The organism is Micromonospora ferruginea (assembly GCF_013694245.2).
Taxonomy (GTDB): Bacteria; Actinomycetota; Actinomycetes; order Mycobacteriales; family Micromonosporaceae; genus Micromonospora; species Micromonospora robiginosa.
Genome location: NZ_CP059322.2, coordinates 2,556,825 through 2,583,049, shown reverse-complemented (window position 1 = coordinate 2,583,049; position 26,225 = coordinate 2,556,825). Strand labels below are relative to the sequence as shown.

General features: G+C 73.7%; 20 protein-coding genes and 1 pseudogene. 13 read left to right on the top strand and 8 right to left on the bottom strand.

What is annotated here, in order from left to right; all coding sequences use genetic code 11:
- Nucleotides 1–97 precede the first annotated feature (97 nt).
- On the bottom strand, nucleotides 98–1,489 hold the full coding sequence (locus tag H1D33_RS10795; RefSeq protein WP_181568195.1) for an aminotransferase-like domain-containing protein: 1,392 nt from the start codon (nucleotides 1,487–1,489) through the stop codon (nucleotides 98–100).
- Nucleotides 1,490–1,580: 91 nt separating this feature from the next.
- Here H1D33_RS10795 and H1D33_RS10790 point away from each other — a divergent pair, with 91 nt between their 5' ends.
- The 3 genes from H1D33_RS10790 (at nucleotide 1,581) to H1D33_RS10780 (ending at nucleotide 6,298) form a co-directional block, all read left to right on the top strand.
- On the top strand, nucleotides 1,581–2,441 hold the full coding sequence (locus H1D33_RS10790; RefSeq protein ID WP_246411448.1) for a DMT family transporter: 861 nt from the start codon (nucleotides 1,581–1,583) through the stop codon (nucleotides 2,439–2,441).
- A gap of 268 nt (nucleotides 2,442–2,709) precedes the next feature.
- Nucleotides 2,710–4,407 (top strand): glucuronoarabinoxylan endo-1,4-beta-xylanase XynC, encoded by a 1,698-nt coding sequence (gene xynC / locus H1D33_RS10785; protein ID WP_181568197.1) that lies wholly within the window; start codon nucleotides 2,710–2,712, stop codon nucleotides 4,405–4,407.
- Nucleotides 4,408–4,732: 325 nt separating this feature from the next.
- Nucleotides 4,733–6,298 carry a pectate lyase family protein gene (locus tag H1D33_RS10780; protein ID WP_181568198.1) on the top strand — a complete coding sequence of 522 codons (1,566 nt, stop codon included), beginning with the start codon at nucleotides 4,733–4,735 and terminating at the stop codon, nucleotides 6,296–6,298.
- An 89-nt stretch (nucleotides 6,299–6,387) separates the two neighbouring features.
- On the opposite strand, the gene H1D33_RS10775 is transcribed toward H1D33_RS10780, so the two are convergent.
- The 4 genes from H1D33_RS10775 to H1D33_RS10760 form a co-directional block, all read right to left on the bottom strand.
- Nucleotides 6,388–7,791: a non-reducing end alpha-L-arabinofuranosidase family hydrolase gene (locus tag H1D33_RS10775; protein ID WP_181568199.1), complete on the bottom strand. Its 1,404-nt coding sequence runs from the start codon at nucleotides 7,789–7,791 to the stop codon at nucleotides 6,388–6,390.
- A 250-nt stretch (nucleotides 7,792–8,041) separates the two neighbouring features.
- Entirely contained in the window at nucleotides 8,042–8,290 is a 249-nt protein-coding gene (locus H1D33_RS10770) for a hypothetical protein (protein ID WP_307755390.1), read from the bottom strand.
- On the bottom strand, nucleotides 8,277–9,098 hold the full coding sequence (locus H1D33_RS10765; protein WP_246411450.1) for an SRPBCC family protein: 822 nt from the start codon (nucleotides 9,096–9,098) through the stop codon (nucleotides 8,277–8,279). Before H1D33_RS10765 ends, H1D33_RS10770 begins: the two co-directional genes overlap by 14 nt.
- 47 nt (nucleotides 9,099–9,145) lie before the next feature.
- Nucleotides 9,146–10,462 carry a low temperature requirement protein A gene (locus H1D33_RS10760; protein ID WP_181568200.1) on the bottom strand — a complete coding sequence of 439 codons (1,317 nt, stop codon included), beginning with the start codon at nucleotides 10,460–10,462 and terminating at the stop codon, nucleotides 9,146–9,148.
- Nucleotides 10,463–10,552: 90 nt separating this feature from the next.
- Here H1D33_RS10760 and H1D33_RS10755 point away from each other — a divergent pair, with 90 nt between their 5' ends.
- The 3 genes from H1D33_RS10755 to H1D33_RS10745 all read left to right on the top strand — a co-directional run bounded on the left by H1D33_RS10755 (nucleotide 10,553) and on the right by H1D33_RS10745 (nucleotide 14,234).
- Nucleotides 10,553–12,652, top strand: a complete 2,100-nt coding sequence (locus H1D33_RS10755) for a serine/threonine-protein kinase (RefSeq protein ID WP_307755389.1) — start codon at nucleotides 10,553–10,555, stop codon at nucleotides 12,650–12,652.
- Nucleotides 12,653–12,736: 84 nt separating this feature from the next.
- A complete protein-coding gene (locus tag H1D33_RS10750; protein WP_220138673.1) occupies nucleotides 12,737–13,522 on the top strand; it encodes an LPXTG cell wall anchor domain-containing protein in 786 nt (261 codons plus the stop codon).
- A 7-nt stretch (nucleotides 13,523–13,529) separates the two neighbouring features.
- A complete protein-coding gene (locus H1D33_RS10745; protein ID WP_220138674.1) occupies nucleotides 13,530–14,234 on the top strand; it encodes a class F sortase in 705 nt (234 codons plus the stop codon).
- Between the two features lie 4 nt (nucleotides 14,235–14,238).
- Here the strand turns inward: H1D33_RS10745 and H1D33_RS10740 are convergent, their stop codons facing one another.
- On the bottom strand, nucleotides 14,239–14,841 hold the full coding sequence (locus H1D33_RS10740) for a TetR/AcrR family transcriptional regulator (RefSeq protein WP_181568203.1): 603 nt from the start codon (nucleotides 14,839–14,841) through the stop codon (nucleotides 14,239–14,241).
- Between the two features lie 121 nt (nucleotides 14,842–14,962).
- On the opposite strand from H1D33_RS10740, the gene H1D33_RS10735 reads away from it, so the two are divergent.
- Both H1D33_RS10735 and H1D33_RS10730 read left to right on the top strand, forming a co-directional pair.
- The gene (locus H1D33_RS10735) at nucleotides 14,963–16,603 is read left to right on the top strand and encodes an MDR family MFS transporter (protein ID WP_181568204.1); all 1,641 of its coding nucleotides are present in this window, start codon (nucleotides 14,963–14,965) and stop codon (nucleotides 16,601–16,603) included.
- Nucleotides 16,604–16,677: 74 nt separating this feature from the next.
- The gene (locus tag H1D33_RS10730) at nucleotides 16,678–17,529 is read left to right on the top strand and encodes a phosphatase PAP2 family protein (RefSeq protein ID WP_181568205.1); all 852 of its coding nucleotides are present in this window, start codon (nucleotides 16,678–16,680) and stop codon (nucleotides 17,527–17,529) included.
- A gap of 8 nt (nucleotides 17,530–17,537) precedes the next feature.
- Here the strand turns inward: H1D33_RS10730 and H1D33_RS10725 are convergent, their stop codons facing one another.
- Nucleotides 17,538–19,616, bottom strand: a complete 2,079-nt coding sequence (locus H1D33_RS10725; RefSeq protein WP_181568206.1) for a cellulose binding domain-containing protein — start codon at nucleotides 19,614–19,616, stop codon at nucleotides 17,538–17,540.
- Nucleotides 19,617–19,841: 225 nt separating this feature from the next.
- Between H1D33_RS10725 and H1D33_RS10720 the strand changes: the two are divergent.
- The 5 genes and pseudogenes from H1D33_RS10720 (at nucleotide 19,842) to H1D33_RS10700 (ending at nucleotide 25,003) form a co-directional block, all read left to right on the top strand.
- Nucleotides 19,842–20,593, top strand: a pseudogene (locus H1D33_RS10720) (lytic polysaccharide monooxygenase).
- A gap of 339 nt (nucleotides 20,594–20,932) precedes the next feature.
- Nucleotides 20,933–21,508: a DUF305 domain-containing protein gene (locus H1D33_RS10715; protein ID WP_181568207.1), complete on the top strand. Its 576-nt coding sequence runs from the start codon at nucleotides 20,933–20,935 to the stop codon at nucleotides 21,506–21,508.
- A gap of 363 nt (nucleotides 21,509–21,871) precedes the next feature.
- Nucleotides 21,872–23,461, top strand: a complete 1,590-nt coding sequence (locus H1D33_RS10710) for a DHA2 family efflux MFS transporter permease subunit (protein WP_181568208.1) — start codon at nucleotides 21,872–21,874, stop codon at nucleotides 23,459–23,461.
- Nucleotides 23,462–23,659: 198 nt separating this feature from the next.
- On the top strand, nucleotides 23,660–23,884 hold the full coding sequence (locus tag H1D33_RS10705) for a hypothetical protein (RefSeq protein WP_246411451.1): 225 nt from the start codon (nucleotides 23,660–23,662) through the stop codon (nucleotides 23,882–23,884).
- A gap of 36 nt (nucleotides 23,885–23,920) precedes the next feature.
- Nucleotides 23,921–25,003, top strand: a complete 1,083-nt coding sequence (locus H1D33_RS10700; protein ID WP_181568209.1) for a PIN domain-containing protein — start codon at nucleotides 23,921–23,923, stop codon at nucleotides 25,001–25,003.
- 18 nt (nucleotides 25,004–25,021) lie between these two features.
- Here H1D33_RS10700 and H1D33_RS10695 read toward each other — a convergent pair whose 3' ends face one another.
- Complete coding sequence (locus H1D33_RS10695; RefSeq protein WP_181568210.1) at nucleotides 25,022–26,146, bottom strand: hypothetical protein; 1,125 nt, start codon at nucleotides 26,144–26,146, stop codon at nucleotides 25,022–25,024.
- Between the last annotated feature and the right edge of the window lie 79 nt (nucleotides 26,147–26,225).

Genomic DNA, 26,225 nt, shown 5'->3' with positions numbered 1-26,225 from the left:
CACTGTGCCCGACGGGCCGTCACCGGTAACCTCACGCGGCGGCACGTTTCCGCTGGTCCCGCGATGTGGGCCGGTTCCGGAGGTGACGCCCGGCGCGTCAGCGCCCGAGCGCGACGGCCAGCCGGCGGACCGCCTCGTCCATCGCCTCCGGCGGGGCGGCGGCATAGGTGAGGCGCAGGTGCGGCGCCGGCGGTTCGGCCGCGTACCAGGGGCGGCCGGGGAAGACGGTGACGCCCGCGGTGGCCGCCGCCGCGGTCACCGCGACGTCGTCCGCGCCGTCCGGCAGCCGCACCCACAGGTGCAGCCCGCCCCGGGGCACGTCGCGTGGCACGAGCGCCGGCAGGTGCCGGTCCAGCGCCGCGAGCAGCGCCTCCCGGCGGGCCCGCAGCTCCCGGCGGAGCGTACGGCGGTGCCGCTCCCAGGCCGGCGCGGTGAGGAACTCCAGCGCGGCCTGTTGCAGCGGACCGGCGACGTAGAAGTCGTCGAGCAGCCGGGCGGCGCGCAGCCGGGCGCCGGCCGGACCCCGTGCGCCGAGCGCGGCGATCCGCAGGCCCGGTGCGGCCGGCTTGGTCAGCGAACGCAGGTAGACGACGTGCCCGTCCGGGTCGTCGGCGGCCAGCGGCGGCGGCGCCTCACCGTCGACGGTGAGGTCCCGGGCGTAGTCGTCCTCGATCAGGAACGCCCCCGCGTCGCGGACCGCCTCGGCGACGTCGGCGCGGCGGGCCGGGGCGAGCGTCGCGCCGTGCGGGTTGGCGTGCAGCGGCTGGCAGTAGAACAGCCGGGCGCCGGTGCGCGCGAACGCGGCGGCGAGCTGGTCGGGGCGTACCCCGTGGGGGTCGGCGGGCACCGGCACGACCCGCAGCCCGGCCGCCCGCGCGGCGGCCAGCGCGCCCAGGTAGGTGGGGGACTCGACCAGCAGCGTGTCGCCCGGCGTGCCGAGCGCCCGCAGCGTGGAGGCCAGCGCCGCCTGCCCGCCCGGGCAGATCACGACGTCCTCGGCGCGCAGGCCGCCGCCGGCCTCGCGGGCGAACCAGGCTCGCAGGTCCGCGCGTCCCTCCACCGGCCCGCGATGCCAGGTGGCCGGCTGTCGGGCCGCGCGGGCGAGCGCGGCGCCGAGCGCGGCGGCCGGCTGGAGGTCGGGGTCCAGGTATCCACCGGAGAGCGGGATGGCCCCGGCGGGCGGTAGCGCCAGTAGCGCCTGCATCTGCTCCTCGCCGTCGCGCCGGGGGCCCAGCGCGACGGTCTGCCACGACAGGTCCCGGCCGGGTCGCTCGTCCCGCCGGGCGGCCACGAACGCGCCGCGACCCGACCGCGTCTCGACCAGGCCCTGGGCGACGAGGCGGCGGGTCGCCTCGGCGACGGTCACCGGGGAGACGTGGTGGTGGGCGGTCAGCTCGCGCACCGACGGCAGCCGCGTCCCCGGTGCCGCGGTCGACACCAGCGCCCCCAGATGGTGGACGATTCGATCCACGGCGCTACCATCATTCATGACGGATCAGCGTAGCGCTACTGACATCAGAGCGGTAACGGCCATCGCCCTCGGCGCACTCGGTGTGCTCGCCTTCAGCATGTCGCTGCCGATGACCCGCCTCGCGGTCCAGGCGTTGGACCCGTGGTTCGTCGCGTTCGGACGGGCCGTCGGCGCGGCGCTGCTCGCGGGGGCCTACCTGCGACTCACCGACGCGCCGCGCCCCACCCGCGCGCAGTGGCGGCGGCTGGCCGTGGTGGCGCTCGGCGTCGTGGTCGGCTTCCCGCTGTTCACCTCGCTCGCGCTCACCACCCAGACGTCCGCACACGGCGCGGTGGTGGTCACCGTGCTGCCGGCGACGACCGCGGTGTTCGCCGTGCTGCGCGCCGGCGAACGGCCGCCGGCGCTGTTCTGGCTGGCCAGCGCCGCCGGGCTGGCGCTGGTGCTCGCGTTCCTCGCCACCGGCGGCGCGATCCGCGGCGCGCTGTCGCCGGCCGACGTGTTCCTGCTCGCCGCCGTCGCGCTGTGCGGCCTCGGCTACGCCGAGGGCGGCGTGCTGGCCCGGGAACTCGGCGGCGCCCGGACGATCTGCTGGGCGTTGCTGCTCTCGCTGCCGGTCACCGTGCCGGTCACGGCGGTCGCCGCGCTCGCGTACCCGCCCCGGGCCGGCGCCGCCGGGTGGACCGCGTTCGGCTACCTCACCGTGGTCTCCATGTTCCTCGGCTTCTTCGCCTGGTACGCCGGCCTGGCCCGGGGCGGCATCGCCAGGGTCGGCCAGATCCAGCTCGCCCAGCCGGTGCTCACGCTGATCTGGTCGGCGCTGTTGCTCGGCGAGGCGGTCACCCCGGCCACCGTCGCGGTGGCGGCGGCGGTGCTGGCCTGCGTCGTGCTCATCCAGCGCGTCCGCGGCGGCAGCGCGCGCCCGCGCGGGTACGCCGAGGCCCGCCCCGGACCGGTCGCCCGGCGGTGGTGATCCCACCGCCCTGGAACATTGTGGGGCCCGCCCGGGCCGGTGCCGGGTCGCCTGCTCGGTGGGACGCCCGTGCTTGACCCGACTTGCGCCGGAATCTAAACTAACGAGCTGTTAGCGCTAACAGCGGCGTCAGTCGATGAGGGCCGACGGGTCATTGACGCCGGGGTCAAGGGCAGTCCCCAGGGCGACGCTGGAGGGGCGGTGCCGACCGGTCCGGAACCGGACCGCGGCATGCGCGGATCACCACCACCAGCCAGGAGGACGCAGAATGACGCACGACCAGAACGGGCCGGCCGGCGGCGCGCGGCGATTGCTGAGCCGGAGAGCCGTCCTGATGACGATGGGGGCGGTGCCGGTCTCGGCAGCGGCCACCACGCTGCTGGGAGCCACGGGAGCCTCGGCCGCGCCGGCCACCGTCAACCTGTCGGCGCAGCGGCAGACGATCAAGGGCTACGGCGCCATGGCCCATGCGGCCTGGATCGGCGACCTGACGGCAGCCCAGCGGGAGACGGCATTCGGCACCGGCGAGGGGCGGCTGGGCTTCTCCATCCTGCGGATTCCCGTCGGCGAGAGCTCGGCTGACTTCGGTCGTGACCTCGCGACGGCGAAGCGCGCGGCCGAGCTCGGGGTGACCGTCTTCGCCTCACCGTGGAACCCGCCCGCCAGCATGATCGAGACCTTCACCCGCGGCAGCCAGACCAACGCGAAGCGGCTCCGCTACAGCTCGTACGCCGCCTATGCGCAGCACCTCAACGACTTCACCACGTACATGCGCAACAACGGGGTGCCCCTCTACAGCATCTCCGTGCAGAACGAGCCCGACTACGCACACGACTGGACGTGGTGGACCTCCGCCGAGATGGTCCGGTTCCTGCGGGAGAACGCCGGCTCGATCAGCACCCGGGTCATGGCGCCCGAGTCGTTCCAGTACGTCAAGTCCATGTCCGACCCGATTCTCAACGACCCCACGGCACTGGCCAACGTGGACATCATCGGGGCCCACCTCTACGGGACGTCGTACTCGAACTTCCCGTACCCCCTCTTCAAGCAGAAGGGTGCGGGCAAAGAGCTGTGGATGACCGAGGTCTACTACCCGAACAGCAACACCAACTCGGGCGACGCCTGGCCCGAGGCGCTCGACGTGGGTGAGCACATCCATCGCGCCATGGTGGACGCCGAGTTCCAGGCGTACGTCTGGTGGTACCTGCGGCGCAGCTACGGCCCCATGCGGGAGGACGGCCAGGTCAGCAAGCGTGGTGCCATGATGGCGCATTTCGCCCGGTTCGTTCGGCCCGGCTACACCCGGGTCGACGCGACGGCGAACCCGGCGTCGAACGTCTACGTCTCGGCGTACCGGGGCGGCGACACCGTCGTCATCGTCGCCGTCAACAAGAACACCTCCTCGGTGAGTCAGCAGTTCACCCTGTCAGGCGCCACCGCCTCCGGCAGCGTCTCGAACTGGCTGACCGACGCGAGCCGGACGGTCGCACCCCAGGGCGCGCTCACCATGTCGAACGGCTCCCTCACCGTCACCCTGCCCGCCCGAAGCATCATGACCTTCGTGGCCGGCGTGAACGGCACCCCGCCGCCGAGCCCGACCCCCACGCCCACCCCCACGCCCACCGTCACCCCGACCCCGGGTGGGGGCACGGGTCCCCGGGTCGCCTACACGATGAACTCCTGGGGCTCCGGCTTCACGGCCAGCATCGACATCACCAACACCGGCACCTCGGCGATCAACGGCTGGACGTTGGCCTTCAACCTGCCCTCGGGTCAGTCGATCACCTCGGGCTGGGGTGCCACCTACTCGCCGTCCAGCGGCCAGGTGAGTGCCCGCAACGTCGACTACAACGCCGCGATCGCCCCCGGGGCCACCATCAACATCGGCTTCCAGGCCAACACCAGCGGCAACACCGCTGAGCCGACTGCCTTCACCCTCAACGGCGTCGCCTGCACGGTGGTCTGATCGTCACGACGTAGGGTCGCCCCCCTCAAGACCGACCAGAACCGGCTGCGGCCCCTCCGACGACGGAGGGGCCGCAGCCTTCGTGGGCGTCCATCTACCAGTCCGGCGAGGCCAGGTCTCTGCAAAAAACCTGCAAACGCCAACCCTTGCCCTGAGCGAAAGCGCTTTCTTACGATTGCGTGACATCGATGTTTCATTTGCGGGCCGGGTACCGCGAATGGACGAACGCCGCTGGCGGCGCGCCTGATCGCGTCGCGGCAATTCACCTTTTCCGTTCGGCGGCAGCCGGTCGATCCGGCGTGCGCGAAAACGAAACGAGGCGTCAATGAGACGAACAGTCGTGCTGCGACTTCAGGCCACGTTGGCCACGGCGGTGGTGGGGGTCGCGGTCGCCGTGGCCATGCCGACGCCGCAGGCGTCGGCGGCGGCCGGGACCGCCACCGGCTACGCGACCCAGAACGGCGGGACCACCGGCGGTGCGGGCGGGCAGACGGTACGCGCCACCACCGGGACCGCGATCCACACGGCACTGTGCAACCGGGCCAGCAGCAGCACCCCGATCATCATCGAGGTCTCCGGGACCATCAACCACGGGAACACCGCCAAGGTGTCCGGTTCGAGCTGCAACACCGCGGCGGGCGTGATCGAGCTGAAGCAGATCAGCAACGTCACCATCATCGGGGTGGGCGGCGGCGCGGTCTTCGACCAACTCGGCATCCACATCCGCGACTCGCGCAACATCATCATCCAGAACGTCACGGTGCGGAACGTGAAGAAGTCGGGCTCGCCCACCTCCAACGGCGGCGACGCCATCGGCATGGAGAGCACCGTCCGCAACATCTGGGTCGACCACGTCACGCTGGAGGCGTCCGGTGGCGAGGCGGAGGGCTTCGACGGCCTGTTCGACATGAAGGACGACACCCAGTACGTGACGTTGTCCTACAGCATCCTGCGCAACTCCGGCCGGGGCGGTCTGATCGGCTCCAGCGAGAGCGACCGCTCGAACGGCTTCGTCACGTTCGACCACAACCTCTACGAGAACATCGACTCCCGTACGCCGCTGCTGCGCGGCGGCGTCGCCCACATGTACAACAACCACTACACCGGCCTGCACGAGTCCGGCATCAACTCCCGCGCCGGCGCCCGGGCCAAGGTGGAGAACAACTACTTCCGTAACTCCAAGGACGTGCTCGGCACGTTCTACACCAACGAGCGCGGCACCTGGCAGGTCGCCGGCAACATCTTCGACAACGTGACCTGGTCGGCCGCCGGCAACGAGAACTACCCGGCCGGGCCGAACCCGACGTCCACCACCACGGTCAGCATCCCCTACTCGTACCGGCTGGACGGCGCGAGCTGCGTACCGGACATCGTCCGGCAGACGGCGGGCGCCAACACCGGGCTGCGGGTGTCGGACGGCAACTGCACGCCGCAGTCCCCGCCGCCCACCACGCCCGCGCCGACCACCCCCGCGCCGACCACCCCGCCGCCGACGACCACCAGCCCGCCGCCGCCCAGCGGCACCAACCTGAGCCTCGCCTCCGGCGCCGGCGCCGACGGTTCCAGCAAGGCTGACGGCACCAGCTACGGCAACGTGCGCGACGGCAACCTGGGCACGTACTGGTCACCGTCCGGGGCCACCGGCACTATCTCGATCAAGTGGGGTTCGGCCACCACGGTCTCGCGGGTGGTCATCCGCGAGCCGTCCGGCACCCAGGGCTCGATCGGCTCGTGGCAGCTCGTCAACAACGACACCGGGGCCGTGCTGGCCTCCGGGACCGGGGCGGGCGCCGTCAGTTTCGCGGCCACCTCACTGAAGAAGATCAACTTCAAGATCAACAGCTCGAACGGTACGCCCAAGGTCGGCGAGTTCGAGACGTACAGCGGCTGACCGGCGCGAACGGGCGGGGGCGGCCGTTTCGGCTGCCCCCGCCCGCGTTCCGCGAGACTCGGCCCTGGTGACGTGCTGCGGCGAAGCCGTCAGCGCTGGAGGGTCAGCAGGCCCGGACGGTAGGGCAGCAGGCCGTAGTCGCCGCCGGAGTTGGTGGCGCGGCCCTGGTAGAGCAGTTGCAGGTTGCAGGGGTCCACGGTCATGGTCTGGTCGGCCGTGCTGCGGATCAGATCGCCGTGGCTGATGTCGTTGGTCCAGGTGGCGCCGCTGTTGGCCTTGCCGGCGAACGGGTTGCTCTCGGTCGCCGCGTTCGGCGTCCACGAGCCGCTCAGGCTGGTGGCGGTGAACGACCGGAAGTAGCGACCCTGGGCGCCCATCGCCTCGACGATCATCAGGTAGCGGGTCTGGCCCTGGAGCTTGTAGACCTGTACCGCCTCGAACAGGTTCGCCTGCGTGTCGCTCATGATGGTGGTGTAGGTCGAGCCGAAGCTGCCGGGGAAGTTGCCGATCGGCATGCTGGCCCGGTAGATCTTGCCGTTGTCGCCGGCGAAGAACAGATACATGTTCTGGTCGTCACCGATGATCGTCTGGTCGATCGGACCGGTGCCGGAGCCGGAGATGCTGCCGGTGAACAGCGGCTGCGCCGACGACCACCCGTTGGGGTTGGTCGGGTCGGACGAGGTCTTGTAGGAGAACGCCGTGCCGCCCCACTGGTAGGTCAGCACCCAGATGTTGCGCGGGGCGAAGTAGAACAGCGTCGGCGCGACGGTGCCCTGGTTCATGCCGTTCTGGCTGGCCGACGCCATGTCCGACCAGTTGGTGAACGGGCTGAAGTTCATCGAGCCCCAGGACGAGCCGAAGTCGTGCGTGGTGGCGTACACCAGGTGCCGGCCGTTGTACGGCGCGACGGTGAAGTCCTTCAGCGACGCCCAGCCCGACTTGGGCTGCGCCAGCGGGCCGGTCGACGACCACCGGTACGACGACGGCAGATTGCACGTGCCGGTCGGCGGCGGCGTGGTCGGCGGGGGCGTGGAGGGCGGCGGCGCGGTCGTCGGTGAGCCGGTCGGGGTGGTGGTCCCGCCGGTGCAGGTGACCCCGTTGAGCGCGAAGCTGGTCGGGGCGGGGTTGCTGCTGGTCCAGGCGCCGTTGAAGCCGAACGACGTGGTGCCGTTGGTGGGGACGGACCCGTTGTAGCTCACGTTCTTGGCGGTGACGGCCGCCCCGCTCTGGGTGACGGTCGCGTTCCACGCCTGGGTGACGGTCTGGCCGGCGCCGTAGGACCAGGTGAGCGTCCAGCTCGACAGCGGGTCGCCGAGGTTCGTGATGGCGACCTCGGCGCCGAAGCCGCCGCCCCACTGCGACGACACGGTGTACTTGACCGAACAGCCCGCGGCGGCGGCGCCGGCCGGCAGCGCCGCGACGACCCCGGCCGACGCGAGCAGCGCGACGCCGGCCGACACCAGACCGACATTGGCGGCCCTGGATCTAGACATAACGATTCCTCCTGTGGTGGTGGCGGCCATGCATTCGTCACTCTGATCATTTTGTGAACGTTAACAGCCGCGACAGGCATGTTACGGGAGCGCTCCCATGCACTCAACGGGAGAAAGTGAGCAAAGACCAACCCCGATCCCCCGACCGCACCGTCGATCATGAAGTTGACGTTGGACAAAGGGGCGGCGCGTGCCGCCAACTTCATGATCGACGAGGCGGGGGTGGGGGTGGGGGTGGGGGTGGGGTGGGTCAGGGGTGGTGCAGGGGTGCCGTCGGCGGCGCAGGACTCGGGGGCGTCGTGCAGGGGTCCGGGTCGCGGACGTCGAAGCGGATGGTGGTCGAGCCGTCGGGCGGCAGCGCGTCACCGGTGAACGTGAGCACCGAACCGTCCTGCGCCACCTCGGCCCCGGCCACCGAGCCCACCGTGGCGCCGTCGCCGATCGTCACGGTCACCGTCCACTGGGCGCGGGCCGCCGGGCCGGGGTTACGCAGCACCACCTCGCCCCGATAGCCGAAGACCCGGTCGGTGACCGTCTCGTAGGTGGCGGTCAGCGGCACGGCGGCCGGCGGCGGCGGGCTCGGCGTACGGCTGGGGAGCGGGACGCCGACGGTGCGGGGAGGCGCTGCGCCGGGTGGGGCTCGGCGTGGGCCGGGCGGTCGTGGGCCGCGGTGACGCGGCGGCGGCGGTGGTGGGCATGACCAGCGGCGGCGTGGACGGTGGCGGTGCGGCCGGCGCGGGCGGGGTGTCCCGGGTCGTCCACAGCGCGGCGCCGGTGGTGGCGGCGAGCACGGTCACCGCGCCGGCGGCCAGCATGATCCGGCGGCGGGACCGGCCGCGTCCCGGGCCGCGCAGGGGGACCACCGGCAGTTCCGCGGTCAGGCCGCCCTCGGCGCGGCGCAGGTCCACCTCCTGAAAGGCGAGCCAGTCGAGGATCGCCGGCAGCCGCCCGGTCAACGCCCGTTCGTGCTGCTCGGCGCGGGCGTCGGCGTCCCAGTCGCCGTCCTCCAGGACCTCGCGCACGGAGAGCCGGGTGCCGTGCGCCGTGGGGGTGAGATCGCACGCCAGCCGGGTGGCCCGGTCGGCTTCCCGGCACCGCACCACCAGCCGGCCCGGGGCGCGCACCTCGACCACCTCCACCTCGGTGTCGACGTCGTAGCCGGGAAGCGCGGCGGTCGCCAGCGTCCAGTGGTCGTCCCGGGACGAGCTGTCGGCGAACCACTTGGCCAGCAGCGCCCGCTCGGTCAACGCCTGCCAGACGCGGGCGGGCGGGTGGAACAGGTCGACCTCGGTGGCGATCTCGATCACGCGGAGACTCTAAGGCCCGGGCCGTCCGGCCGGCCGTGGTGGTCGGATCACTCCGACTCGCCGTCGTGCCAGCGGGCCCGCCAGGCGGCCTCGCTCTGCTCGGCGCTGACCCGCTCCTGGTGCACCACCCGGCGCAGCGCGGCGCGCGCGTCCGCGAAGACCACCAGCTCGACCGCGACCAGCGCCAGGCAGATGACGGTGACCAGGGCGAGCGCGCCGAGCGCCGGCAGGTGCCGGCCGACGGGCAGCCCGGCCGCCAGCACGACCACGGCGCCGACCCGGCTCCACGACAGCGTCCGCAGCGTGCGCCACTGGAACGCCATGTTGGCGGCGAGATAGAGCATCACGCCGACGAAGAGCAACGGCACCGCCGGTCCGTGGCCCCGTTCCGCCACCCCGCCGACCGGGTCGGTGACGATCCGGACCAACTCCTCGGCACCGATCGCGAACAGGATCACGCCGGCGATCATCGGCAGGTAGAGATAGGCGTACGCGTCGCGGGCCATGGCCACCCGAGGATGGCCCTGGGCGGCGTGCAGCGCGATCCGGGCGGCCGGTCCGATCATGTCGAAGTGCGCCCACCAGAGCGCGGCGGTGAACAGGATCCCGCAGATCGCCGCCGGGATGGCCGGCCAGGTCACCGGCTTGCCCAGCAGGTTGCCACCGACGCCGACCGAGATGACCGACTCGCCGAGCGCGATGATCAGGATCAGGTCGTACCGTTCGGTCCAGTGCTCGGCAGAGGTGATCTTCCAGCCGTCGGTGCCGGCCAGCAGGCCGCTGCTGTACTGGATCACCACCACCGCGATCCACAGCCCGTCGCGCAGCCACGGTCCGGTGTCCGGGTCGACGTGCGGCGGCAGCAGCGCGGCCACCAGCAGCAGGCAGGTGGAGAGCAGCACCTCGGGCAGGAACAGCCACACCTTGCGCCGGGCCGGCGGGTCGCCGCGGGTGGCGTACCAGTACAGCAGCGTGTGCACGATCCGGATCGCCACGTAGCTGACCACGACCAGGATCGGGCCGGCCGTGCCCTGGCCCTGGCCGCCGAACGTCTGCGGCAGCGCCAGTGCGAACGTGAACAACGCGACCATGCCGACCACCATGAGGATCGGCACGAAGCCCTCGCCGAGCCGCAGTCGGGCGGCCACCGCGCTGTGCACCACCCAGCACCACCACAGCACCGCGAGCACCAGCAGCGCGTGCAGCAGTTCCCGCACGGTCACGTTGGCGGCGGTGGCCCGGGTGATGATGAAGAACGAGACCACGAAGACGAGGTCGAAGAAGATCTCGAACTTGTCCACCCGGGTGGCGGGGGCGACCCGGGCCGCGGGCCCGAGCCCCTTGCGCCACCGGTCGCCGCCCACCGAGAGAGTGTGTCAGCCCAGCTCAGGGACCGGGTCGGATTCGGTGGGCCGGCCACCCATCCGCAGCCTCACCGGCGCCGAATCCCCTGTGTGACGGACCATCTCGAGCGTGTGGGGCGCTACCGCCTGGTGCGCTGCGTCGGGCAGGGCGGCATGGGGCGGGTGTGGCTGGCCCGCGACGAGTTGCTCGACCGCGACGTCGCGGTCAAGGAGGTGCTGCCCCGGGCCGGCGCGTCACCGCAGGAGACCGCCGAGCTGCACGACAGCACCCTGCGCGAGGCGCGGGCCGCCGCCCGCCTGGACCACCCCAACGTGGTACGCGTGCACGACGTCATCACCGCCGACGGCCGGCCCTGGATCGTCATGCAGTACGTGCCGTCCCGGTCGCTGCACCGGATCGTCACCGACGACGGCCCGCTGCCGCCGCGGGTGGTCGCCCGCATCGGCGTCGAGCTGGTGGAGGCGCTGCGCGCGGCGCACCGCGTCGGCGTGCTGCACCGTGACGTGACGCCGCGCAACGTGCTGGTCGCCGCCGACGGCCGGGCGCTGCTCGGTGACTTCGGCGTGGCGGCGGTGGAGGGCGCGGCGGCGCTGAGCCGGTCGTGGGGGATCACGGCCACCCCGCAGTACGTGGCGCCGGAGCGGGTCCGCCGGGGCGTGTCCTCGCCGGGCACCGACCTGTGGGCGCTGGGCGCCACGCTCTACACCGCGGTCGAGGGGCGACCACCGTACCGGCGGGACGGCACCATGGCGACGCTGCTGGCCATGGCGACCGAGCCGCCGGACCGGATGCGCCGCGCCGGCCCGCTCGCCCCGGTCGTCGGCGGCCTGCTCGCCCGCGACGAGCGGCAGCGGCTGACCGCCGGCGAGGCGGCCCGGATGCTGCGCCGGGTCGCCGGCCTCGACGGCCGCCGCGGACTCGGCCGGCTGCGCCCGCCGTCCCGGCTCGTCGAGGGCGCGGACCGGACGCCGGGCGTCGAGCCGTCGCGGTCGCCCGGGAGCGACGCGGGCGAACCGCGGCCGGCGACGGCGGACGATGTCACCCAGTTGCTACCGGCCGGAGAGGTGACGCAGTCGTTGCCGGTCGGAGAGGTGCCGCGGGCGCTGCCGGTGCCGCAGGCCGATCGGTCGCTGCCGTCGAGCGCGGCGGACACCCGGGCGCTCCTGGCCGCGGACGTCACGCAGGCGCTGGCGGCAGCGGACCTCATGCGGTCGCTGCCGGCGGAGTCGGAGGTCACCCAGGTCCTGCGGGGCGGCGCCGGGACACCGGCTCCGGCGGGCGGCGACGTGACGCAGGTGCTGCCGGGCGGGGGCCACGACGTCCGCCGGCCGCCCGCGCCGCAGCTCGACGTCCTGCCGCTGGGCGTGTCGACCGGCGGGCCGGACCGGCGTACCGGATGGCGGTCCGCGGCCACCCTGGCCACGGTGGTGGTGGCGCTGGCGGCGGCCGGCGGGGTGGCGGTCGCCGGCGTACGGACCGCGCTCGGTGAGTGGCGCGACGGTACCGGGGGTGGCTCGGCCTCGACGGCGGCCGAGCCCGCCGCGACCGGCCCGGCCTCGACGGCGGCCGGCTCCGCGTCGCCGGGCCCGCCCGGTGGGGTGGGTCCGACGCCGGCCGGGGCGAGTCCGACGCCGACCGGGGCCGGGGCGGGCTCGGCGGCGGGGGCGGCGGGCGCGCCCTGCCTCACCCGGCCGTCCGTGTCGACGCCGGTTGTCGCCGGGCGGGCGCCCGCCGGCAGCGGCCGGTTGCCGGCGGGGTGGCTGTGGCACCGGGACCGGGCCGGGTTCGCGGTCGCCCTGCCGGCCGGCTGGACCCGCGACACCGCCGGCGCGGTCGTCTGCCTGCGGGACCGGGCCGGGGCGCGGGTGCTGGCGGTGCAGGTCGGTGGCGCCCGGGCGGCGGACCCGAGCGGGCTGTGGCGCCGCGAGGCGGAACGGCTGCGCGCGGCGGGCGGGCTGCCCGGGTACGAGCGGATCAGCATCGGGCCGGTGATCCGGCCGGGCGGCGCGGCCGAGTGGGAGTACACCTGGGACGGTCCCGACGGCCGGCTGCACGCCCGCCGGCTGGTGGCCAACGGCGCCGGGGCCGCCGGCCGACACCGGCTGGTCTGGGTGACCGCGGACGGGCGGTGGCCGGCGGAGCAGGAAACCTACCGGGTGGTGCTGGCGAGCTTCCGCCGCCCCGGCTGAGCGGGAACCCATCCGGTCGCCGGGCCGCTCCGAATGCCTGACACGTCCCGGCGCCGAGCCGGGGCCGGCGACGAGGAGAAAGCCGTGAGACTGTCCCGAACCCTGCTGGCGCTGCCGGCGGCGGCGCTCGTACTCAGCTTCCCCGGCGTGGCGCACGCCGACGAGAGCGTCCGGGTGGCGCTGCTGGACCTCAACGAGACCGGGGCCGCCGGCACGGCGACGCTCACCGCTACCGACGGCGGTGACCTGCGGGTGCGGATCACCTCCACCGGGATGACGCCGAACTCCCCGCACGCGCAGCACATCCACGGCGCGGTCAACGGCATGGACTTCCACTGCCCGGACAAGTCCGCCGACGCCGACGGCGACGGCTACGTCAGCACCGAGGAGGGCCTGAAGATGTACGGCGACATCTTCATCTCGTTGACCACGACCGGTGACACCACCCGCGCCAGCGGGCTGGCGGTGGACCGGATGCCCAAGGCGGACGCCCAGGGCCGGCTGACCTACGACCGGGTCATCCCGGCCGCCGACCTGCCGGCCGGCACCATCGCCCACCTCAAGGACCTGCACCTGGTGCAGCACGGCATCGACGCCAACCGCAACGGGAAGTACGACATGGCGGCGCTCGGCGAGTCGACGTTCGCCAGGTCGGTGGGCGTGAACGGCATCCCGGAGGAGGCCACCGACCCGGCCACCTGCGGCATGGTCAGCGGCGCCGCCGCGGGTTCGGTGCCGGCCGGCGGCGTGGCCACCGGGGACGGCAGCACCGGGACCACCCCGACCGGCGGGTACGTCGCCGGCGGGGTGGCGTTGCTCGGCGCGTTCGGGCTGGTCGCGGCGCGGCGTCGCCTCGGCCGGCAGGGCTGAGCCGGTCGTGGACGACCCGCAGGAGCGTACGGCCACCGGCCCCCGCCGTCAGCGCGCCGCGCTCGCGGCGGGGGCCGGCCTGCTCGCCCTCGCCGCCGTCGTCATCGTTGGTCACGCCGTCACCCGGGCCGACGACCGCCCGCCGGACGCGGCGCGTCCGGCGGTGACGAGCGGGGCCCCGACGACCGGCCGGGCCCCGGCGCCGCGCCCGGTCGGGCGGGCCGGCGCACTGACCAGTGGGCCGTTGATGGCCGACTCCCCGCCGGTGCGCGTCCGCATCCCGAGCCTGCGGGTGGACGCACCGATCGTCCCGCTCGGGCTCGGCCCGGACGGCGCGATGCAGGTGCCGGACAGCGCGACCGACGTCGGCTGGTTCACCCGGGCGCCGGCGCCGGGTGCGCTCGGGCCGGCGGTGCTGGCCGGGCACGTGAACTGGAAGGGGCGCGCGGGTTCGTTCTTCGACCTGGCCCGGTTGCGCCCGGACACCACGCTGGCGGTGCGGCGGCGCGACGGCAGCACCGCGGTGTTCGTCGTCACCCGGGTCGAGCAGCACCCGAAGGACCGGTTCCCCACCGAGGACGTCTACGGCCCGACCGACCACGCGGCGCTGCGCCTGATCACCTGCGGCGGCGAGTTCGACCGGAAGCGGGACAGCTACCGGGACAACGTCATCGTCTACGCGCGGCTGGCCCGGGCGGAGCCGGCCGGGTGACTGCTCAGTCGGCGTAGGCGGAGGTGGCCGGGGCGGCGTGCGCCAAGACGTCGTGCAGCACGTCGCGCAGCGGCGCGTCCGGGTGCTCGATCCACTGTTGGGCGGCGACGCGGAGCGTGGCCAGGAACGTGGCCGCCAGCACCCGCGCCCGCACCGGCACGTCGGGGCCGGTGAGCCGGCCGGCGATCTCGGCGGCGAGGTCCCGCTCGATGGCCGCGTACGCGCCGACCTGGTGGGCGGCCAGGCTCGGGTGGCCGTGCAACCGCCGGCGCCGGTTCAGCCAGGGCTCGGTCGGGTCGTCGTAGCTCTCGTCGGCCTGGAGCGCGGCCGCCCGGGTCAGCGCGGTCCAGGGCGGCAGCTCGGTGGGCTGCTCCGCGACCAGCGCCAGCAACCGGCGCAGCCGCAGCGTGTCGCCGTGGAAGAGCGCCTCCTCCTTGCCGGAGAAGTAGTTGGAGAACGTGCGTCGGGAGACGTTGGCGGCGTCCGCGATGGCCTCGACGGTGACCCGGTCGGGGCCGTGCTCGACGGCCAGCCGCAGCGCGGCCTCGTGCAGCGCCAGGCGGGTGGCCGCCTTCTTCCGCTCGCGTAGGCCGGTGCACTCCTCCATGCCGGCCAGCGTACGTGATCCTTTTCTCAATGGGCAAACTTGCCTGCTGGGCAAGATTTGTTGATGATTGCTTGAGGCAACCAAGGCGGCCACCCCATCCGACACACCTGGAGGACGCGCGATGAGCGCACCCACCGCGACGGCCGAGGCCGCGCCCATGAGCCGGCGGCAGACGCTGGAGGCACTCAGCGGGCTGCTGCTGGTGCTCTTCGTGGCCATGCTGAGCAGCACCGTCGTCTCCACGGCCCTGCCGAAGATCATCGGAGCGCTCAACGGCTCGCAGACGCAGTACACCTGGGTGGTCACCGCCACCCTGCTCACCGCCACGGCGACCACCCCGATCTGGGGCAAGCTCGCCGACCTGTTCAACAAGAAGCTGTTGATCCAGGTCGCCATCGTGGTCTTCCTGGCCGGCTCCGTCGCGGCCGGCTTCTCGCAGAGCGCCGGCCAGCTCATCGCCGCCCGGGCCTTCCAGGGCATCGGCGTCGGCGGCCTGCAGGCGCTGGTCCAGGTCGCCATCGCGGCCATGATCCCGCCGCGCGAGCGGGGCCGCTACAACGGTTACCTGGGCGGCGTCATGGCGCTCGCCACGGTCGGCGGCCCGCTGCTCGGCGGCCTCATCGTGGACACCTCCTGGCTCGGCTGGCGCTGGTGCTTCTTCGTCGGCGTGCCGGTCGCGATCATCGCGCTGTTCCTGCTCCAGATCACGCTGAACCTGCCCACCGTGCGCCGGCAGAACGTCAAGATCGACTACCTGGGCGCCGCGCTGATCGCCGCCGGGGTCAGCGTGCTGCTGATCTGGATCTCGTTCGTGGACGACTCGTTCGCCTGGCTCTCCTGGCAGACCGGCGCCATGGTCGGCGGCTCGCTGCTGCTGCTCGCGCTCGCCGTCCGGGTCGAGTCACGGGCCGCCGAGCCGGTGGTGCCGCTGCACATCGTCCGCGAGCGCACCACCGCGCTGGCCATCCTGGGCAGCCTCGCGGTCGGCATGGCGATGTTCGGCGGCGCGGTCTTCCTCGGCCAGTACTTCCAGATCGGCCGCGGCTACAGCCCGACCGAGGCCGGCCTGCTCACCATCCCGATGATGGCCGGCGTGCTGATCTCCTCGATCGTGGCCGGTCGGATGATCACCACCTCCGGCCGGATCAAGCCGTACATCGTGTTCGGCTCGATCGTGCTGGTCGCCGGCTTCGCCCTGCTCGGCACCATCGACCACGAGACCTCGCTGGTCATCGTCGGGGTGGCCATGTTCATCGTCGGTGTCGGCGTCGGCATGACCATGCAGAACCTGGTGCTCGCGGTGCAGAACACGGTGGCGCTCAAGGACATCGGCGCGGCCAGCGCAACCGTGGCCTTCTTCCGCTCGCTGGGCGGCACCATCGGCGTCTCGGTGCTCGGCGCGGTCCTGGCCCGGCGGGTCACCGACCGGATCACCCACGACCTGGCCGCGGCCGGCATCCCCACCTCCGGCAGCGGCGGCGGCAGCACGCTGAACCTCGACGCGCTGCCCGAGCCGGTACGGCAGATCGTCCGGGCCGCCTACGGCGACGCGACCGGGCACATCTTCCTCATCTCGGCCGCCATCGCGGTGGTCGGCGTCGTGGCGGCGCTGTTGCTGCGCCCGGTTACCCTGCGCTCCAGCCTTGATCTTCCGGACACCGGTCGATCGGTGGCGGTGGGCGCCGACGCGGTCGACGGGGCGCCCGCGTTCGACGGGGTGAGTGCCGACCAGGCCGGCCGGGAGGAACACGCCCGCCGCTGAGGCCGTACCCCAGGGCCGTCGCCGACCCCGGCGGCGGCCCTGGTCCGTGCCGGGAGGCACCGAAGGAGGAGCCCGTGCAGCTCACCGAGACCACGTCCCCGCGGGCCGGCGCGGTACGCCGCGCGGCCCGCGAACTGGCGCTGGTCGCCGTGCTCTTCCTCGCCTACAAGGTGGGCCGGCAGTTGATCACCGGGCGGGCCGGCACCGCGCTGGCCAACGGCGAGCGGATCTGGTGGCTGGAACGGTTGCTGCACCTGCCCGACGAGGCGCTGGTGCAGGCGCCGCTGCTGGCGCACGAACTGCCGGTGCGGCTGGCCAACAGCTACTACGCGTACGTGCACTTCCCGGCCACCGTGCTCTGCCTGGTCTGGCTCTACCTGCGCCGGCCGGCGCACTACCTGCGGCTGCGGCGGGCCCTCGCGGTGCTGACCGCCGCGGCGCTGGTGCTGCACGTCTGCGTCCCGCTCGCGCCGCCGCGACTGACCGCGCTCACCCACCTGGTGGACACCGGCAGCCGCTTCGGCCCCAGCGTCTACGGGCCGCCGGAGGCCGACCAGCTCAGCAACCAGTACGCGGCGATGCCGTCGCTGCACGTGGGCTGGGCGCTCGCGGTGGCGCTGGCGCTGGTGGGGGTGAGCGCCGGCCGGTGGCGCTGGCTCTGGCTGGCCCACCCGCTGGTCACCGCCGTGGTGGTGGTCGCCACCGGCAACCACTACTGGCTCGACGGGGTGGTCGCGGTGCTCCTGCTCGCGCTGATCCTGGCCGCGCTGCCCCGAGTCGTACCGCCGGAGGCGTCGCCGCCCCCGCCGGTGGCCGGGCCGCCGCGCCCGCACGTGGTGCCGCCCCCGCGCCGCGCCGGCCGCCGCCGGACCGCGAAGGTCCCGACGGCGGCCGACGCCCGGCTCCGGCCACCCGGCCGGGGCTGAGCTGTGGCTCAGGAACGGACGGTGCAGACCGTGCCGTTGAGCCGGAACACGCCCGGCGGCACGTTCGGCCCGCCGTACGCGCCGACGAACCCGACGCTTGTGCTCCCGCCGTCGGCGGCGAGCCGGCGGTTGTCGGCGGTCGGGGTCACCCGGACCTCCGTGCCGGTCTGCGTCCAGGTGGCGTTCCAGCCGCTGCTCACCTGCTGCCAGCCGGTCGGCCAGGTCCAGGTCAGCGTCCAGCCGTCCACCACGTCCGGGCCGGTGTTGACCACCTCGACGGTCGCCACGTAGCCGTTGCCCCAGTCGGTGTCGTTGTGAAAGCGCACCGCGCAGCCGCTCGCGGCCGGGCTGCCGGTGGCGAACGTCAGCGGCGGGGACGACCAGGACACCCGGCCGGCGGTGTCCCGGGCCAGCACGTTGACCGTGTAGCGGGTGCCCGGTTCGAGGTTGCGCACGGTGAACGACGTGCCGGCGGTCTCGCCGAGCTGTTCGCTGACCGCGCCGAACTGCCGGTACACCTCGTACTTGGCGATCGGCGCGGCGCCCGGGGTCGCCGCCGGCCAGGAGAGGGTCGCGGCGCGGTCGGTCACCGCGCCCGCCGCCGGCCGCCCGGGGGCGCCGGGCCGCCCGGCGGAGCCGCCGGCCGGTCGCAGCACCAGCGTGGTCAGCGAGTACGGCGGCAGCGTCCGGGTGGTCGCGCTGCCGGAGCGGTCGGTGCTCACCCCGCTCGCGCCGTTGGTCAGCGTGTGCACGGTCGGCGCCTCGTCCGCCGGGGTGAAACCGGCGTAGTCGACCGTCACCGGGTGGGCGGTGTCCGGGTCCTTGTTGAGCAGTTGGACCGCGAGGCCGCCGTCCGGCCGGCGCACCGCGTGCGCGGCGACCAGCGGCTGGTCGGTGCCGGCGCGGACGAACTGGTCGCCGGGGCGGGCGAACAGGTTCATCATGGACAGCGCGTGGTAGGGCGCGAACGGCGTGTTGAACGCCGGCTCGCAGACCTCGCCGTCGCTGGTGCAGCCGCCGCTGGAGAGCAGCCCGAAGTCGCCGTAGTCGGTCTGCCCGGCCACCTCGGAGACGGTGCCGATGCCGTTGTGCACGTTCCACCACTGCACCGTGAACACGCCCTGCTCCAGCAGGCCGCTGTAGGCGTCGGCGAGGAACAGCGCGCCGGGCTGGGTGGTGCGGCCGGCGTCGACGTTCAGCTCGGTGAGGCTGATCCCGATCCGGTCCGCGTTCGCGCCGGCGTACCTGTCGATCTGCTGACGCAGCAGCCAGGTGGCGTCGGGGAGCTGGTTGGTCCGGGTCAGCGACTCGGCGGCGGTGCCACCCGGGTACCAGTGCACGTCCACGAAGTCGATCTTCGGGCCGGCGAGCGAGAGCACGGTCCGGTTCCACGGGCCCGGGTCACCGCCGGCGGTGATCCCGTCCGGCCAGTTGCCGGGCATGGTGAGCACCGCGCCGACCTTGACACTCGGGTCGACCGCCTTCATCGCGTCGGCGTACTCGATCACCAGCTTGGCGTACTGGGTGGCGCTCTTGTCGGCGTGGTCGTCGGCCTCCCAGGCCGACCCGTAGAGGCCGTTGCCGTAGTTCTCGTTGCCGACGGTCCACCACTTGGCGCCGTAGCCCTTGGTGACGTTGGCGTACCGCACCCACTCGGCCGCCTCGGCCGGCGTGCCGGTGCCGTAGTTGGCGATGATCATCGGTTGCGCGCCGACCCGGCGGGCGGCGGCCATGAACGTGTCGAAGTCGGTGTCCGGCGCGACGTAGCCGCCGGGCGCGGTGTGCGTCTTCCAGTGGTAGATGTCGGCGTACGAGCCGCCGGGGTAGCGCAGCATCTTCACGCCGGCGGCCTTGAGCAGGTCGGACGTCTCGGGGCTGCCGAGTTTGGCGTCCCAGATGGCGTGGTTGACGCCGAGCGCGGTGTCCGGCACGGTGGCCAGCCCGGCGCGGGCGTTGACGGTCACCGCGACCGGGTCGGCGGCGGCGCCGGCGGCGGGCGGTTCCACGGTGGCGAGCGTGGTGGTGACGAGCAGCAGGCTCACCGCGTACGCGGTCCAGCGGCGCACGCGGGGCAGGGATCTCCTCATGGGGGTGTCCTTCGAGAGGCGGGGTTCCCGGTCTGTCGCGCCGTCCGCCCGGATGCCTGCCGGCGCCCGGGTGCCCTGGGACGACGATCGGCTCCGCGTGCTGATCAGAATTCCACGCGGGACGCGCCGGGCTCAAGGCTTAATTTATAGATAGGAGTCTTTACTGTTAACAAGGTTTAATTTATGTTCGTGACACCTTCCGTTCCCCCCGAAGGAGTCACCGCCATGCGTCGAAGAATCACCCTGCCCCTGCTCACCACCGGTGCGGTCGCCGCCGGGCTGGCGCTCGCCGCGCCCGCGCAGGCCCACGGCTACGTCTCCGGGCCGCTCAGCCGCCAGGCGCTCTGCGCGCAGAACCGGGTGCCCGACTGCGGCCAGATCAAGTACGAGCCGCAGAGCGTCGAAGGCCCCAAGGGCCTGAAGACCTGCCACGCCAACATCGCCCAGTTCGCGGTGCTCAACGACGACAGCCGCAACTGGCCGGCCACCACGGTCGGCAGCACCGTGACCTTCACCTGGGTCAACACCGCCCGGCACGCCACCGCCAACTGGGAGTACTGGATCGGCAACACCCGGGTCGCGGTCGTCGACGGCGGCGGCCGTCAACCCGACGCCACCGTCTCGCACACCGTCAGCCTGGGCGGCTACACCGGCCGGCAGAAGGTGCTCGCGGTCTGGAACATCAGCGACACCGCCAACGCGTTCTACTCCTGCGTCGACCTGCAGATCGGCGGCGGAGGCGGCAACCCGACCCCCACCCCGACGCCGACCCCTCGCCCACCCGTACCGCCGCGCCGTCGCCCACGCCGTCGCCGACCGGCTCGCCGGTGCCGGGCGGCACCTGGACCGCCGGCCGCTCGTACCAGGTCGGCGACACGGTGACCTATGCCGGCTCGAGCTACCGCTGCCGCCAGGCGCACACCGCGATCGCCGGATGGGAACCGCCGAACGTGCCGGCGCTCTGGCAGCAGATCTGACCCGGTCGCCGGGCGCGACGCCGGGCCGTGCCGCCGAGGTGGGTCGGACGACCCGCGCGCGGCGCGGTGGCGTGGCCCGGTGCGAGGAAGTGCCGCACGAGGTCCGTCGGACGGTCGGCCGGTCCCGCCCGGCCGTCCGACGGGCCCGGCGCCCGGCGCCGGCGCCCGTCGCCTGTTGCCCCTCGCGCTCGGCGCTCGTCGCTTGTTGCCCATCGCCCATCGCCCCTCGCGCCCGCCGTTCGTCGCCCCGCCGCCGGGCGTGTCCGTCGCCGGAGTCGTTCGGGCGGCCGTCCGGCGCGTCCGGACCGCTAGCGCCCGAAACCCGATCGGAGGCCCGACATGCGCCGTTTGCTCGCCGCTCTGCTGGCCGTCCTGCTCACCGCCGGTGTCGCCGGTTGCGGTGGCGGGTCGCCGGCACCCGCCGCGTCCCGGCCGGCGCCGGCCGTCGACGGCACGACCAGCGGCATCGACGCGCTCTTCCTCGCCATGATGGTGGCGCACACCGGGCAGACCCTGGAGATCGTCGCCGTCGGGCTCGACCGGGTCACCGATCCCGAGGTGCGTACCCTGATCGCCGCCGTCCGGGCCACCGAGACCGACGAGCTGGCCACCATGCGCGGCTGGCTGCGCGAGGCCGGCCCCTCGGCGTCGGCCGCCGCGGCGCGCCACGACCACACCGGGCACAGCGACGCCGCCGCCGGCCTGGCCCGGCTGCGGGCCGCCCCGGCCGCCGACGTCGACCGGGTGCTGCTCGACGTGCTCGCCGCGCACCAGCGCACCGCCGCCGCGCTGGCCCGCGCCCAGGTCGCCGCCGGCACCAGCGAGCGGGTACGCGACCTCGCCGCCCGCATCGACCGCTCCCGTACCGCCGAGGTGGCCCTGATGGCGAAGCTGGCCGCCGCGCCCCGAGGCTGACCTCGTCGATCTTGGACTTGTGGCGCCTCGCGAAAGCACTATAAGCCGCACTCCAGGCGCCACAACTCCAAGATCGACGGGAAGGCGGTGGGCGGAGGGCATGACGTTCGTCACGGTGGGGTGGGGTCGGGAAAGGGGCGGGTTGGGGTTTTTCGGGCGTAGGGATCGCTCGCGGGGGCTGTGCGGGGGCGGGTGGGGGATAGGGGTTGGTGCGGGGGGTCGGGGGCGTTCGCCTCTGGGCAAAACCGGCCGCGCGATGTCGCAGTCCGTGACTAGGCTTTCGCCGGACCTCGACCCACCGCGCGTCCCGCGTGCGTGTGGCGCCGCCACCCCTCGGACCGGACCGGAACCAGGAGACTGTCTGTGACCCAGCAAACCGTCGCGACATCGAACAAACTCGACGCCGCGGTGCTCAAGGTGGCCGGCGTCGTCGTGCTCGGCGCGATCATGTCGATCCTCGACGTGACGGTCGTCAGCGTGGCCATCCCGACGTTCCAGCGCGAGTTCGACGCGTCCTACGCGCGGGTCGCCTGGACCATGACCGGCTACACCCTCGCCCTGGCCACGGTCATCCCGCTCAGCGGTTGGGCCGCCGACCGGTTCGGCACCAAGCGCCTCTACATGGTGGCGCTGGCGCTGTTCACCATCGGCTCCGGGCTGTGTGCCACGGCCGACTCGATCGGCGAGCTGATCGCCTGGCGGGTCGTCCAGGGCCTCGGCGGCGGCATGCTCATGCCGCTCGGCATGACCATCATGACCCGGGCCGCCGGCCCGCACCGGATCGGCCGGCTGATGGCCGTGCTCGGCATCCCGATGCTGCTCGGCCCGATCGGCGGCCCGATCCTCGGCGGCTGGCTGATCGACACCGCGAGCTGGCACTGGATCTTCCTGATCAACCTGCCCATCGGTCTGGTCGCGCTGATCTACGCCCAGCTGGCGCTGCCGAAGGACGCCCCCGAGCCGTCCGAGTCGTTCGACTTCCTCGGCATGCTGATGCTCTCGCCGGGCCTGGCGCTGTTCCTCTACGGCGTCTCCTCGCTCCCCGAGGCGGGCACGGTCACCGACACCGAGGTCTGGCTGCCCATGCTGGTCGGCGCGGCGCTCGTCGTCTCCTTCGTGATCTACTCGTTCCGGCCCCGGCACCCGCTGCTCGACCTGCGGCTGTTCCGCAACCGCAACCTCACCGTCGCCGCGGTGACCCTGTTCGTCTTCATCATCGCGTTCATGGGCGCCGGCCTGCTGTTCCCGAGCTACTTCCTGCAGATCCGGGGCGAGACGACGCTGACCGCCGGCCTGCTGATGGCGCCGCAGGGCATCGGCGCCATGCTCACCATGCCGATCGCCGGCATGCTCGCCGACCGGGTGCCGGTCGGCCGCACCGTGCCGTTCGCGCTGGTGCTCATCGCCGCCGGGTTCTTCACCTTCACCCAGCTCGGCACCGACACGTCCTACCTGCTGCTGTGCGGCTCGCTGTTCGTGATGGGCCTTGGCATGGGCGGCACCATGATGCCGATCATGACCTCGGCGCTGAAGACCTTGCAGGCCGCGGAGGTGGCCCGGGGCTCAACGCTGGTCAACATCCTCCAGCAGATCGGCGGTTCGGTCGGCGCGGCGGTGATGTCGGTGATCCTCACCAGCGAGCTGAACGGCTCGCGGCCGATCCCCGGCGTGACCGACCCGGGCAGCGGCGCCCCGGTGACCGAGGCGCAGCTCGCCATCGCCGTGCAGCAGCAGCCCGAGCTGGCCCAGCAGTTCCCGGTGCCGCCGTCGCTGATCGAGCGCGGCCTCGACTTCGCGGCCAACTCCTTCGCCACCACGTTCTGGGTGGCGTTCGGTCTGGTGCTGCTCACCTTCGTCCCGGCCGTCCTGCTGCCCCGCCGCCGCGAGCCGTCGCACCTGCTCGACGGCGAGCCGGGGGAGGAGCAGCGGCCGACGCCGGTGCCGATCCACTGATCCACCGCCCGACCCCGGGGGGCCGACCGCCGACGGCGGCCGGCCCCCCGGCGTCTCGGCCACCGGCCGGACGTGGTCAGCGCCCGGCCCCCACCTGCCAGCGAGGCCGGGCGGGGGCCGGGAGGCCGGCCGTATCCCTCACCGGCGGGTCGGGCAGCGCCTAGGCTCGACGGAAGTGGCGGGCGAGAGGCGGGCACGGTGGGCGCAGACGGCGAGGACCGCTCGGCGCGGCGGCGGAAGCGCATGCTGCTGGCGGGCCTGCTGGCCGTGGTCGGCCTGATCCTCCTGCTGCTCGGCCTCACCGTCGCCAACGGCCCGGTCGCCGGCGTCGAGGTGGTGCTCGCCCTGCTGCTCCTGGTGGCCAGCTACGCGATCCAGCGGGTCGCCCGCCGGGAGACCGTCTACCGCGACCGGCGGCGGTGACCGGCGCGACGGCCCGATCCGGCTAGGCTGACCGGCGTGGATCAGGAAGACCGGATCGCGCTGTTCCTCGACTACGAGAACCTGGCGCTGGGTGTACGGGACCATCACGGCGGCAGGCCGTTCGACTTCCGGCCGATCGCCGACGCCCTCGCCGAACGCGGCCGGGTGGTGGTGCGCCGGGCGTACGCGGACTGGTCGTACTTCGACGAGGACCGGCGGATGCTGACCCGGTCGCACGTCGAGCTGATCGAGATCCCGCAGCGGATGGGCTTCTCCCGCAAGAACGCGGCCGACATCAAGATGGCCGTGGACGCGGTCGAGTTGGCGTTCGAGCGCGGCTACATCTCGACGTTCGTGATCTGCACCGGCGACAGCGACTTCACCCCGCTGGTGCACAAGCTGCGCGAGCTGAACAAGCGGGTGATCGGCGTCGGGGTGGAGAAGTCCACCTCGGCGTTGCTGCCGCCGGCCTGCGACGAGTTCCTCTACTACGACCGGCTCGAAGGGGTGGACGTGCCCCCGCCCGCGGCGCGCCGGGCCCGGCCGGCCCGCTCGGCTGGGACGTCGGTGGCGGAGCCGGCGCCCGAGCCGGCGGTGGAGACCGCCCCGGTCGAGGAGGAGCCCTCGCGCGACGTGGACACCCTCGCCGTCCTGCTCGTGCAGACCGTGGCCGGGATGCAGGGCAGCTCCAGCGGCGAGGTGACCGCGTCCGGCCTGAAGCGGGCCCTGCTCCGCAAGGACCCGACGTTCAGCGAGTCCGACTACGGCTTCCGTACCTTCGGTGAACTGCTGCGGCACCTGGCCGCCTCCAACGTGGTGGAGCTGGCCGCCGGCCCGGCCAAGGGTGACCCCGAGGTGTCGCTGCCCGAGCGGGGTGACCGGGAGGTCGCGTTCGGGCTGCTCCGGTCCGTGGTGGTGGACCTGGCCGGCGAGGGCGGCGCGGTGGCGCTGTCCGGCCTGAAGGACCAGCTCCGGCGCGCCCGGCCGGACTTCAGCGAGAAGAAGCTGGGCTACCGCAGCTTCCTCCAGTTCTGCAAGGCCGCCGCCACCGACGGGGCGGTTGACCTGCGCTGGAGCGCCGACGACGGCGACTACCTGCTCAGCCCGCAGCCGTCCTGACCGACGCGGCGGTCGGGCTCAGGAGGCCCGGCGGGCGGCGGTCGGGCTCGCGACGGCCGGCGGGCTCAGGACGGCGGTCGGGCTGGGTGCGACGGTCGGGGTGGGTGCGGCGGGTGAGGTCGGAACCTGACTCGGAACCGGGTCGGTGGGCGGTGGCGGTGTCGGGGCCGATGGCAGGTCGCGGCCGGTCGGTGGCGCCGTCGGGCCCGGGCCAGCGGCCGGCGGACCGCTCGCGCCCACCCCGGCGGCCGGCGGACCGGTCCGGCTCGCCCCAACGGGCGGCGAGGGTCGGGTGGGTGCGCGGTCCGGCCGGGGCAGGGTCCGGGGAGAGCCCGGATCGTCGGACGCGCGGCGGCCGACGGGGGACCCGGTGGGCGTCGGCGTGACCGGGCCCGTGTCGACCCGGTCGCTCCCGGCCGTAGCGGACGCCGCCGAGCGGGCCGTCGGCTGGTGCGGCCCGGCGGTGGCCGGCCACGTGCCGGCGGAGGTCACCCCGAGCAGCACGGCCGCCACCGCGACGCCGGCCGCCACCAGTCGTCCCGGCGGCATCCGGTCGGGCGGGGCGTCGTCGGGGCCCAGCGGGCGGGGCGGCCGGGGCCGGGCGGCCCGGTGCGCGGCGCGCAGCGCCTCGACGTCCTGCGCGACCGCGCTCCTCGCCCCGGTCGCGTCGGCGTGCGCGAGCGTCAGGTAGAACCGGGCGTTCGCGGCCCCGGGCGCCGGCATCCGCAACCCGGACGGCGGTGCGCCGTCGGCCCGGTGCAGCAGCGTCACCGGACGGTCGGGATGGTGTCCGGCGCCCCGCAGGTCACCCAGCGGCCACTCCTGGCGGCCGTCCCGGCCGGCGAAGGCCACCCGCCGGTCGGTCACCACGGCGGCGCCGGTGTCGACCACGCGCAGCCCGACCGGCAGCGGGCCGTCGCCCGGGTCCAGGCAGCCGACCAGCGTCCGGCCGGGCGCGGGCAGGCCGGCCAGGTGCCGGGCGGTGGCCTCCACCAGCTCGACGACCGGCAGGATCCGGTAGACGACCTCGCCGTCGTCCAGCGGCACCGGCAGCGGCGTGCCGGGCAGCGCGCATCCGTGGAACCCGTCCGCCTCGATCCGCAGCCGGTCGAGGTGGTCCGCGCGGCGGCGCCAGTCACGCACCGCAGTCTCGTACGCCCGACGTCGGCGCTCGTTCTCGCGTCGGGCCCAGGCCAGCCGTCGCGCCGGATGGGACCCGGTC

Excerpts from the sequence above, each read along its gene's own strand:
- H1D33_RS10795 (WP_181568195.1), bottom strand. The coding sequence starts at position 1,489 with ATGAATGATGGTAGCGCCGTGGATCGAATCGTCCACCATCTGGGGGCG.
- H1D33_RS10790 (WP_246411448.1), top strand. The coding sequence starts at position 1,581 with ATGACCCGCCTCGCGGTCCAGGCGTTGGACCCGTGGTTCGTCGCGTTC.
- xynC (WP_181568197.1), top strand. The coding sequence starts at position 2,710 with ATGACGCACGACCAGAACGGGCCGGCCGGCGGCGCGCGGCGATTGCTG.
- H1D33_RS10780 (WP_181568198.1), top strand. The coding sequence starts at position 4,733 with ATGAGACGAACAGTCGTGCTGCGACTTCAGGCCACGTTGGCCACGGCG.
- H1D33_RS10775 (WP_181568199.1), bottom strand. The coding sequence starts at position 7,791 with ATGTCTAGATCCAGGGCCGCCAATGTCGGTCTGGTGTCGGCCGGCGTC.
- H1D33_RS10740 (WP_181568203.1), bottom strand. The coding sequence starts at position 14,841 with ATGGAGGAGTGCACCGGCCTACGCGAGCGGAAGAAGGCGGCCACCCGC.
- H1D33_RS10735 (WP_181568204.1), top strand. The coding sequence starts at position 14,963 with ATGAGCGCACCCACCGCGACGGCCGAGGCCGCGCCCATGAGCCGGCGG.
- H1D33_RS10725 (WP_181568206.1), bottom strand. The coding sequence starts at position 19,616 with ATGAGGAGATCCCTGCCCCGCGTGCGCCGCTGGACCGCGTACGCGGTG.
- H1D33_RS10715 (WP_181568207.1), top strand. The coding sequence starts at position 20,933 with ATGCGCCGTTTGCTCGCCGCTCTGCTGGCCGTCCTGCTCACCGCCGGT.